Source organism: Oceanobacillus halophilus (genome assembly GCF_003628505.1).
Classification (GTDB): domain Bacteria; phylum Bacillota; class Bacilli; order Bacillales; family Amphibacillaceae; genus Oceanobacillus; species Oceanobacillus halophilus.
The window spans coordinates 1-10127 of sequence record NZ_RBZP01000036.1 but is presented as its reverse complement, the minus strand read 5'-3'; the positions used below and the strand labels follow the sequence as shown (position 1 = coordinate 10127).

The following is a 10127-nucleotide window of genomic DNA, read 5'->3' as shown; positions in this document are numbered from 1 at the left end:
GCTTTGTGCGTCAGCACGAAGGAGGCTCACCAGCTCCCCGCGGAAAGCGTAGTGTATTTCCGTAGCGAAGACTAAGCAGTATTCTTAATTAAATTTATTTGGAGTTTCTATCAACTGTACCATTTAAAAAGCAACAATACATACGAAAATAGCCATATGGAAACTCGTGTAAACAGCTCTCTTCAAAGGTGGAGCTGTTTTTTTATGCATGAGTGTCATAGTACAAGCCGTTCTATACATATCGTTAAATATAATTCTTTTCTATATAATTTATCAAAAACATTATGCTGAAATGAAAATCTTCAATTGTAGTATCTGCCCCTAAGGAAAACAGTCGCTTGTAGTGGAAGACAATTATGGAAAGCACCTATGTCGTACTCCTACTTGAAAAGGGGGTGACATTTATGTCTGTATTTGAATCGCTTGTGTTAATGATTACATTCGGGTCATTTGTCGTTGCCGTACTATCAGATCGTAATAAATAATTCTACGTCTATTTTCTTTTCATAACTACCATCAAAATTTTGAAAGAAACTCCGAATAATATTTATAGGACTTTCTGTTATAAAATTGAATATATTAATTAGGTAGTAATTAAATAAAAAATATATACTTAACATCGATACAGCGAAGTAAATTTGTATGTGGGGGATGAAGATGACATCAGAAGAACAATTTATTCATAAATCATATTATAAAACATTTATAGAAGGAACCCGAAATGTGGAACCAATAAAAGCTCTCGGCGAGATGTTTATGGCTGAACAGCAGAAGGAAGTGAATGATTTATCTTACATTCGGTTTGCACAAGGGGAAGTCTATTATCTAAATAGTGATTATGAATCTGCTATTTTTAAATGGGAGAATATATCCAATGAACTTAAGCCATGGGCACAGAAAAACATAGCAGATTCGTATTTTCAGCTTGATCTTCTAGCAATCGCAGAAGACTATTATAAGGGAGTAGAAACTGAATCAGCTATTTTGAAAATCGAAGTACTCTTACAGCTTTTTTCGTTATACATACGAAGAGAAAACCTTGACCTTGCATCAGATATTATCCAAAAGGCTGTTGATACAAACCCAGATTATCCAAATGTAACCAATATAGCAAGAGATTTTTTTGAAGAAAACGGGGATTTTGTGAATGCAGTGGATCTTGCGTTTCATGAGTCCATTCGCACAGAATCGTTAACATGGTTTGGGATTTTACAGGGATATGTAGAACAGGGACATACAGTAGAATTAGTTCCATCGTCATTTCGTGATCTCTTAACGACTTTATATCATATCAACCAATCCCGTTTTGAGCGTCTAGTTCTAGCTCTTTGGGAAAGTTATAGGCATACGGAGCAATATTTCACTTGGTTAAAAGAGATAAATCAGCTTTTAATAGATTTAGGTTTAAGTCGCGTTACGATTTGGGAGGATCTTTCTAATTGTTATCAAAAGACTTACATGGAATTAATAAATGGTAACTATTTATTAAAAGATTTGACTCTTCTGATGCCGCGACATTTATCAAACTGGTTAAAGTTATCTACACCGTCAGATAATGTTGTATCCGCTTCTGCTGTAATGGCATGGAATGATTTATTTCCAACTAGCCTGGAGGTGGATGTTGTTGGTGAAGCTGAAAGTATTTTAAACGATTCTGTTCAGCAGCTTGTTAAGATGGAAGAAGTGTTAGAAGTCTTTGAATCGATTAAGAAATGGGCTCAAAATAATAAAGTCAGTTTAGGAAAACGTTTTGAATGGATGGTTCAAAGCCTGCTGGATAAGGATGATTTCCACTTACTAGTTACAGGACCTGCATCTAGTGGGAAATCGGAGTTTGTTAATACCATACTAAATGAAGATTTGGTGGACCAATCGGCTTCGACAACGGTGGTATTTAAAGATGCGGATGAAGCAGAAATACAAGTGATGACGGACGATGAGGTTAGAAATATTACAGATATGGAAGACTTTATCCAAAGTACAAAACTTACGCAAACATTAATCCATTGCAAAACGCCTGTTGACTTTTTACAGGAAAACCGACTGGCTGTCATTGACACACCAGGATTTACAAATCAAAGAAACTCAAGAAAAGATGTATTTCGCTATTTGCATTTAGCTGATGCATTATTATTTGTATTAAATGCTGATACCCTTCCCACATTTAAAGAGTTAGATATGGCAGTTAAAATGCGTGAACGTGCGCCGGAGATACCAATCCACTTTTTACTAAACGAGTGCAGTGGTGGAAGGCATACTGAAACTGCAATGGAAAAGGTAAATAAGATTACATCTTGGATTCATACGTATTTTCCAAATGCCAAAGTTCTTACATTCTCTGCTTTTGATGATAAAAGCAGACAATTAAAAGAGTTGTCCTCTTTCCTTGAGTTGTTAAGAGATGGATATGATATGGAGGAAGAACGTAAAGCGAAAGTCTTGCATTATGCAAAGAGTTCGACACAGCTTCTACTTGAAAAAAGGTTAGAATTAGAAAATTCCCTGGAAGAACAAATCCTATGGAATAAGGAAATGGTTGATAAGTTTGAAGGAGCACTTCATCAATTAAGTGATTTAGAAGAGGAAAACGCAGTAGTTATTAAACAATCCTATAGTGAGATTATAGATGAATTAAGACAGAATTTGACGATAAAAATCCCTGAGATGCTCCGAAATTGTTCAGAACTTATTAAGGAAGATAGTGACATTGAGAAAATTCATATAACTATTAATGAAGAGATGAATCGAAGGATGAAGAAGTATATTGAAGAAAAAGCCCTACCAAACTTTCTTCGTTCTGTACAGGAATGGCTGTCTACTAGTGATAGAAAATTCCATGAAAGCCAAGAATATTTACAAGAAATGAGCGACAGTTTTAATCAGCTCTATGGTGTAGAAAAACTAGCATTAAATTGTGATTTTAAAGTACTTGATGACTGGCGTAGAGACATGAAAAGAATGACAAGAGGAAGTATTCAGCTAAACAACGTGCAGATATTTAAGCGCACAGCATCCTCTCAATATTTATTAAAAGGTGCAGGAAAACTGTTTGGTACATTTGGAAAAAATAAAGGATTGCTCCAGGAAAAATATAAGCAGTTTATTGAGAGCAAAGATTATAGTAAAATCGTTGAATCAATTACGGAACAATTCCTGCAGCAGTTTGAGTATTTTGGGAACTCATTGGAAAGAGATATTAATATGTTTTTCACGGGTCCAGTTGAAGTGCTAAATCAGACCTTAGAAGAAACACATGAAAAAATAAGGGATAATCAAACAGCTCTTGATGATAAACGAGCAAATCCTGAATATTATCAAGATCCATTAACCTTATTTGAAGTGAAAGTCCGTCAATACCAATGGATGAGAACTGCAGGGAAGCGGGAACCGGAATATCGATAAGAAAAAGGAAGATGCTTAGCATCTTCCTTTTTCTTGTGTGTAGATAACATTCGACAAAATCCGGGGAGTGCCAGGCACCTTTTAGGATAATTTAACTATTGATTTTTTGAGGAAAGGTGTTATAGTGTTTATATTGATATATACACCTTAACACTTAGGAGGAAAAGAAATGGATTTACTATTCGCTTATATTGTTGTTTTTGTGTTGGCTGCAGTGCCATTTTTTGAGGCATATGCAGTGATTCCATTAGCGGTTCTAACGGGATTACCTGCTGCACCTGTGATAATTCTTGGGCTTTTGGGCAATGTGCTTACTGTTTTAGTTGTGATTGTTTTTATTAATAAAATTAAGGCTTGGAGAAGGAAGCGTAAAGCTAATAAAGAGGAGAAACCTGAAAGTAAGCGAACCGTAAGAGCGCAGAGGTTATGGAAAAAGTACGGACTACCAGGTCTTGCGATGATAGGTCCGATGTTCGTTGGCAGTCATCTAACAGCGTTTATGAGTATAACTCTAGGCGGGACGAAAAAGAAGACATTATATTGGATGACTGGCAGCATTGTTATATGGAGTGTAACGTTTACGATACTATTGTATTTTGGAATTGATTTCTTAGGGTTAGAGGAACGAGGAATGGTAAATTATTTCAACAAAGAAGCAATATCTGATTAAGAATCAAAAGATTGAGGTGAGATGAATGTTGGAACAGGCTTTCTGGTTAGCAAAAAAAGAGTTTAAATTCCAATGGTTAGGATTTACTGCAACGATATTATTCACATTAATTCTTGGTATAGCTACAGCATTTCTCCTTGATATATCCGCTGAAAAGGTGTTTATCAATAGGGATACCCCTTATAATCGACTACTTCTCGATTTAATATTTATTGGAATAACACCGTCATTTGCAGCAATCTATATGTCAAAACCATACTTGAGTTTTCAAACAATTAAGGATGATACGTTCACGAAACGAATGGCTTTGCTTCGTTCCTTGCCGATACCAGTGAAGGTGCTATCAGCTAGTCGAACGATTGTTATGTTGATGACATTAAGCATTTTATCTTTCATTTTTTATGGTGTGATTTATTTGATTCTAGTTACTTTTCCAATGCGTTTTCTTGAATTAATGTCCTTCCTTGAATTTGTATCGTTTATTGCCATTTGGTTCGGTTATGCTTTGGCGGTAGGTGGAATGATACCGTATATTGAGTATGGTACAAGTGGAAAAGTATTGCATTTAACACCATTTATTTCGATTGCAATATTCATTGCTATTATTATAATCGTATACTCTTATGTAGAAAGTGGCATCGTTGAGATTATCCTTTACTTTGCGAAAGAAAATGGAATACTTTTAGCAATTGCCTCAATGATCATTGGAATTTCAAGCACATACCTATGGAATAGATTACTGACAAATCGTTTGGCTAAAAGAGATTACTTATAGATTGGAGGGGGTCAAATGAAACTACCGATTCATATATCTGAAGAAAGTAGAGAGCCGATTTACCATCAAATTGAAACACAGTTAAAAACATTAATCGTTGCTGGTCAATTACCGCCAGGAACTCCCCTCCCTTCGATAAGAACTCTGGCAAGTGAATTAGCTTGCAGTGTGATAACAACGCGAAGAGCATATCAGAATTTAGAAGCAAGCGGATATATTAAGACTTTCCAAGGAAAAGGGACCTTCGTCAAAGAAATCGAAGAAAATGCACGTGAAGAGACCAAACAAAAAGTAGTATATAACGCGTTTGAAAAAGCAGTTGAACAAGGAAGACAAGTTGGTTGCACAAATGAGGATATGAACAGGATATTTGTAGAAGTACTTATGCGAAACTCTGATAATAATGGGGGATGAATATGAACACATTACTGTTGGAAGTGGAAGGACTAACCAAAGAGTATGAGAATTATTCCCTTGGTCCAATTGATTTTAAAGTTGAAGCAGGAATGATAGTTGGCTTAGTTGGTGCTAATGGTTCGGGGAAAAGTACATTTTTTCGAGTATTAATGAGAGTGATTCAAGAGGATAAAGGCCGAATTGAATTCTTTGGTAAAGATCTTCATACGAATGAAACAGAAATTAAACAAAATATTGGATATGTCGGAGAATTGTTGGACGTATATGAATATTTGACTATAGAGGAGTTGGCTTCACTAATCTATTATTGGTACCCAAGCTGGAATAAGGATCGATTTGAGTATTTAGCTAAACGATATGAAATAAATAAAAAAGAAAAATACGGAAAATGTTCAAAGGGAACGAAAAAGAAAGTAGAATTTATTTTCTCTCTTTGTCCTGATTCTTGGTTACTGTTATTAGACGAACCCACTGCAGGAGTTGATATAGTTTCCCAGAGAAAAATTAAAGAGGATTTAATGAAGTATATGGATGATGGTGATAAAGCAATTGTTCTAGCAACCCACAATACCGAGGAATTAAACCAACTTTGTGATTCTATTTATGTACTAAGACACGGAAAAATAAGTGATACTTTAAATAAAGATGATATTTATGAAAATTGGTCAAGGGTGTGGGTCTCTCGTATCCCGGAAACTATTAAGAATCACATTTCTATTATAAATACATCATTAACGCCGCCACAAATAGTTACAAATAATATTCAATCGGTAGAAGAGTTCCTGAAAAAAGAAGAGATTACAATAAATCATACACAGAGGTTATCGCTGGAAGAAGTACTGGAGTATTTAATAGAATAGTAATTTAAGAAAACGGAATCGATAAGGGTTTCGTTTTTTTTATGTAACCAAAAGCGCTTGCTTACGTCTAAAGTAATGAGAGGAGTGATTCTATTGACATGGAAAACAATCTTTATATCAATAATTTCCTTATTTCTTTTTCTTATGATTAGTGGATGCGGATCAAATGTTAAAAATGAAAATATTCCCGCTGAAGAAGAGTGGGGGGAAGGACTTGGTGAGCTGCCAAATAAAATTGGGGAGGAGCAGGATCTGTATGGTACGAATTTTTTGTCTCCAGGCAAGTCCACAAATGCACACAAATTATCAGAGTACACGGAGTACCAAACTCCTACTGGCAATTGGTTTTTACATGATGGGCAGGGCCATTTAGGATACGGGATTACATCTGGTACCCAAAAAACAGGAAGTCCGATATTTATTGACCTGATATCTCACGAGGGAAACGGAACAACGATAAATAAAGAAATCCATATACAATTGACTCAAAGAAATTCAGAGTTAGAAAAGATGGAATTAATTATAGAAGAAACCAAATCATTAGGAGCTATAAAAGGTGAAGAGCGAATTTACTCAGCTAAATTACCTGAACAAGAGAATGTTTTTTATATTTTGAGTGCCGAGATTATTGACGAACATGGGGAAGTAGAGGATACGTTGATTTCGCTCATTTATGTACCATCAGAAGAAATGAACGTGGAAATTAATACAAATAAGGAGACCTATCAATCAACCGACTCTGAAGCGACATTAAAAATAAAAAATGATGGACCTACTATACTTCAACTTGGAAAACATTATTCCCTAGAAAAAAAGTAAATGGAATCTGGCGGAAAGTTCCACTTGACCTTGCATTTATAGAAATAGCGATATACGTTGGTATAGGCGAAGAATATGAAGAAGTATTTGATATTAGCCACTTAAATAGTGGAGAATATCGAATCATTAAAGAACTTCATACGGATGGGTTTGATTTATCTGTTATTATGGCGGCTGAGTTTTTAGTGGAGTAATTTTATATAGCTATATTTTAGCTGCATTAGAGGATAGCAAAGTAAGTTTAGTGTGGCTATGCATTTGGGAGTGTCTAACTATTTCATCCTTTTTGTTTTTTTACTCGGAGTTAATGGAAAGTCTGATATAAGTTGAGATTGTTTGTACAATCAAAGAAAAGTCAACAAAAGATCTTATAAAGTTCTTTTCTTAGGTTTTGTTACTTTCTAACTATGTCGGAATTGATAGAAACTCCTGATATATTTAATTAAGAATAAATAACTAATGGAGCGATTTGTTAACACCGCTACGGAAATACACTCCGCTTTCCGCGGGGAGCTGATCAGCCTCCTTCGTGCTGAAAAGCGTGTGCGCCTGCGTCTTCCAGTAATGCTTCGAAGCGGGCTTTCTTGGCGCAAGGGAACAAGGAAGATTATTCATGTAGTTCCCTCACTACGTAGTCTCATCGATACTCTTCTTCCCGCAGGACAAGGAACGCTTCGGGAGGGTTACTTCGCACGCAGAAAAAAGTGGTCTTCTTTTTTCAAGGAGTCTCCGTGTGTTTCCTACGCTAAGTTCCTGCTCTTCTTGTATTTAACTTCGAAGATTCTGTTTAAACAAGAAACAACTACCTCAAACTTGACGTTATGGTCTATTGCTTTAAAGCAATCAAGAGCTTATAACATAGCGGAGTATTCTGCCGGAGCGAATGCCAGCAGAAAACATTCATTAGTGTAAGCGAGAGATAACTATTCTTAATTAAATATATCAGGACTCTATATAAATTGCGACATAAACATTCAAAAGCTACAACTTTTGGTGAGAGAAGTAACTACAGTCCCAATCTTTTTAGAAAACAGCCTGAAAATAAAAATGTTTTTTTGACAGCAGTTTCATGAATGGTGAACATGTTTTTAATTCCTTTGGATCAAGGGATGAAATTAATTTCTAATTTTTTTCGTAAAATATATTGACAATATTGTAATGTCGTTTTATCATATATCTTGCTGCTAACAAAATAACTGGTAAACAAAATTAACTCATTACATAACTTCAAAAAAAGATTTGACTATCTACTAAGTTATATGCTATATTGATATTCCGACTGAAAAATGTCGAAGTAAATAACTTTTATTCCACAGTAGCTCAGTGGTAGAGCAATCGGCTGTTAACCGATCGGTCGTAGGTTCGAATCCTACCTGTGGAGCCATTGTGGAGAAGTACTCAAGTGGCTGAAGAGGCGCCCCTGCTAAGGGTGTAGGTCGTGTAAGCGACGCGAGGGTTCAAATCCCTCCTTCTCCGCCATTTTATAAAGGCCCGTTGGTCAAGCGGTTAAGACACCGCCCTTTCACGGCGGTAACACGGGTTCGAATCCCGTACGGGTCACCAATATAATATGGAGGATTAGCTCAGCTGGGAGAGCACCTGCCTTACAAGCAGGGGGTCACAGGTTCGAGCCCTGTATCCTCCATCATTATACAATCTAATTATTCCTATCGCGGGGTGGAGCAACGAGCGTTACTTCTACCGAATAAGCCGCGAGTAACCTCGAAGCATCTGACATCTCTGAATTTGCTAGTAGATGCAGAGGTTAAAGTCTTATAATTTCCCATAAAATAATTGGGATGAAAATTAATACATTTACACACATCGCGGGGTGGAGCAGTCTGGTAGCTCGTCGGGCTCATAACCCGAAGGTCGTAGGTTCAAATCCTGCCCCCGCAACCATTAATTATTGGTCCGGTAGTTCAGTTGGTTAGAATGCCTGCCTGTCACGCAGGAGGTCGCGGGTTCGAGTCCCGTCCGGACCGCCATTATATTCATTTTCGGAGGTATACCCAAGTCTGGCTGAAGGGATCGGTCTTGAAAACCGACAGGCGGGTCAAACCGCGCGGGGGTTCGAATCCCTCTACCTCCTCCATTTAACTTTTTACTGTAGGACGTATCTGCTTGGTAGCGTGACCATTCGATTAAACAGTTAATAGCTTGTTTTTTGTATATGACTTAACGATAGGTATTTGATTTTTATTGTTATCGAGCAAATTATGAGATGCAGAGATTCTTAATAAGAATAGAGAATAATGAAAAAAAACACACATGGCTTGGTAGCTCAGTCGGTAGAGCAGAGGACTGAAAATCCTTGTGTCGGCGGTTCGATTCCGTCCCGAGCCACTCTTGTAGAATGATAGGGGTATAGTTTAACGGCAAAACTACGGTCTCCAAAACCGTCAATGTGGGTTCGATTCCTACTACCCCTGCCATTTGAAGTTTATGGCGGTCGTGGCGAAGGGGTTAACGCACCGGATTGTGGCTCCGGCACTCGTGGGTTCGATTCCCACCGGTCGCCCCATAATGAAATATTGGGCCATAGCCAAGCGGTAAGGCATCGGGTTTTGATCCCGTGTACCCCAGGTTCGAATCCTGGTGGCCCAGCCATATATCTCGGGAAGTAGCTCAGCTTGGTAGAGCACATGGTTTGGGACCATGGGGTCGCAGGTTCGAATCCTGTCTTCCCGACCATTGATTCCATAAACATTACGGGGCCTTAGCTCAGCTGGGAGAGCGCCTGCTTTGCACGCAGGAGGTCAGCGGTTCGATCCCGCTAGGCTCCATTTGAATATTTTATCATGGCGGTGTAGCTCAGCTGGCGAGAGCGTACGGTTCATACCCGTGAGGTCGGGGGTTCGATCCCCTCCGCCGCTACCATGCTAATTGCGGACCCTTAGCTCAGTTGGTTAGAGCTATCGGCTCATAACCGATCGGTCGCAGGTTCGAGTCCTGCAGGGTCCATTTATTATTTTAATAGAATAATTGATTTGGTTTTATTGCGGGTGTAGTTTAATGGTAAAACCTCAGCCTTCCAAGCTGATGACGAGGGTTCGATTCCCTTCACCCGCTCCATTTTTACTTTTGGGCCTGTAGCTCAGCTGGTTAGAGCGCACGCCTGATAAGCGTGAGGTCGGTGGTTCGAGTCCACTCAGGCCCATCCATTCAAAAAAATATTGACTTT

General features: G+C 37.9%; 6 protein-coding genes, 17 tRNA genes and 1 pseudogene. All 24 read left to right on the top strand.

The window, feature by feature from the left end:
- The first annotated feature begins 356 nt into the window (after nucleotides 1-356).
- Nucleotides 357-485 carry a putative holin-like toxin gene (locus D8M06_RS20235; protein ID WP_241559008.1) on the top strand — a complete coding sequence of 43 codons (129 nt, stop codon included), beginning with the start codon at nucleotides 357-359 and terminating at the stop codon, nucleotides 483-485.
- Nucleotides 486-657: 172 nt separating this feature from the next.
- Nucleotides 658-3402 (top strand): GTPase domain-containing protein, encoded by a 2745-nt coding sequence (locus tag D8M06_RS19370; protein ID WP_121206208.1) that lies wholly within the window; start codon nucleotides 658-660, stop codon nucleotides 3400-3402.
- A gap of 169 nt (nucleotides 3403-3571) precedes the next feature.
- Entirely contained in the window at nucleotides 3572-4072 is a 501-nt protein-coding gene (locus tag D8M06_RS19365) for a small multi-drug export protein (protein ID WP_121206207.1), read from the top strand.
- A 25-nt stretch (nucleotides 4073-4097) separates the two neighbouring features.
- The gene (locus D8M06_RS19360; RefSeq protein ID WP_121206206.1) at nucleotides 4098-4847 is read left to right on the top strand and encodes a hypothetical protein; all 750 of its coding nucleotides are present in this window, start codon (nucleotides 4098-4100) and stop codon (nucleotides 4845-4847) included.
- Nucleotides 4848-4862: 15 nt separating this feature from the next.
- Nucleotides 4863-5261, top strand: coding sequence for a GntR family transcriptional regulator (locus tag D8M06_RS19355; protein WP_121206205.1), 399 nt, complete (start codon nucleotides 4863-4865; stop codon nucleotides 5259-5261).
- Nucleotides 5262-5263: 2 nt separating this feature from the next.
- Complete coding sequence (locus tag D8M06_RS19350) at nucleotides 5264-6124, top strand: ABC transporter ATP-binding protein (protein WP_158591836.1); 861 nt, start codon at nucleotides 5264-5266, stop codon at nucleotides 6122-6124.
- Nucleotides 6125-6199: 75 nt separating this feature from the next.
- Nucleotides 6200-7137, top strand: a pseudogene (locus D8M06_RS19345) (immunoglobulin-like domain-containing protein).
- Nucleotides 7138-8252: 1115 nt separating this feature from the next.
- A tRNA-Asn gene (locus D8M06_RS19335) sits at nucleotides 8253-8327 on the top strand.
- Between the two features lie 4 nt (nucleotides 8328-8331).
- Nucleotides 8332-8422, top strand: a tRNA-Ser gene (locus D8M06_RS19330).
- 9 nt (nucleotides 8423-8431) lie between these two features.
- Nucleotides 8432-8506: transfer RNA gene (locus D8M06_RS19325), tRNA-Glu, on the top strand.
- Nucleotides 8507-8515: 9 nt separating this feature from the next.
- Nucleotides 8516-8588 (top strand) — tRNA-Val (locus D8M06_RS19320).
- Between the two features lie 180 nt (nucleotides 8589-8768).
- Nucleotides 8769-8845: transfer RNA gene (locus D8M06_RS19315), tRNA-Met, on the top strand.
- A gap of 9 nt (nucleotides 8846-8854) precedes the next feature.
- Nucleotides 8855-8931 (top strand) — tRNA-Asp (locus D8M06_RS19310).
- 14 nt (nucleotides 8932-8945) lie between these two features.
- Nucleotides 8946-9038: transfer RNA gene (locus D8M06_RS19305), tRNA-Ser, on the top strand.
- Nucleotides 9039-9216: 178 nt separating this feature from the next.
- Nucleotides 9217-9289: transfer RNA gene (locus tag D8M06_RS19300), tRNA-Phe, on the top strand.
- Between the two features lie 15 nt (nucleotides 9290-9304).
- Nucleotides 9305-9378: transfer RNA gene (locus D8M06_RS19295), tRNA-Trp, on the top strand.
- A 13-nt stretch (nucleotides 9379-9391) separates the two neighbouring features.
- A tRNA-His gene (locus tag D8M06_RS19290) sits at nucleotides 9392-9467 on the top strand.
- Nucleotides 9468-9478: 11 nt separating this feature from the next.
- Nucleotides 9479-9553, top strand: a tRNA-Gln gene (locus tag D8M06_RS19285).
- Between the two features lie 7 nt (nucleotides 9554-9560).
- A tRNA-Pro gene (locus D8M06_RS19280) sits at nucleotides 9561-9637 on the top strand.
- Between the two features lie 19 nt (nucleotides 9638-9656).
- Nucleotides 9657-9729: transfer RNA gene (locus D8M06_RS19275), tRNA-Ala, on the top strand.
- 17 nt (nucleotides 9730-9746) lie between these two features.
- Nucleotides 9747-9823, top strand: a tRNA-Met gene (locus D8M06_RS19270).
- Between the two features lie 10 nt (nucleotides 9824-9833).
- Nucleotides 9834-9907 (top strand) — tRNA-Ile (locus D8M06_RS19265).
- A gap of 37 nt (nucleotides 9908-9944) precedes the next feature.
- Nucleotides 9945-10018: transfer RNA gene (locus D8M06_RS19260), tRNA-Gly, on the top strand.
- An 11-nt stretch (nucleotides 10019-10029) separates the two neighbouring features.
- Nucleotides 10030-10103 (top strand) — tRNA-Ile (locus D8M06_RS19255).
- The last annotated feature ends 24 nt before the right edge of the window (nucleotides 10104-10127 follow it).

Bases quoted from the DNA above. Each gene is read 5' to 3' on its own strand.
- D8M06_RS20235 (WP_241559008.1), top strand. From the start codon at position 357: ATGGAAAGCACCTATGTCGTACTCCTACTTGAAAAGGGGGTGACATTT.
- D8M06_RS19370 (WP_121206208.1), top strand. From the start codon at position 658: ATGACATCAGAAGAACAATTTATTCATAAATCATATTATAAAACATTT.
- D8M06_RS19365 (WP_121206207.1), top strand. From the start codon at position 3,572: ATGGATTTACTATTCGCTTATATTGTTGTTTTTGTGTTGGCTGCAGTG.
- D8M06_RS19360 (WP_121206206.1), top strand. From the start codon at position 4,098: ATGTTGGAACAGGCTTTCTGGTTAGCAAAAAAAGAGTTTAAATTCCAA.
- D8M06_RS19355 (WP_121206205.1), top strand. From the start codon at position 4,863: ATGAAACTACCGATTCATATATCTGAAGAAAGTAGAGAGCCGATTTAC.
- D8M06_RS19350 (WP_158591836.1), top strand. From the start codon at position 5,264: ATGAACACATTACTGTTGGAAGTGGAAGGACTAACCAAAGAGTATGAG.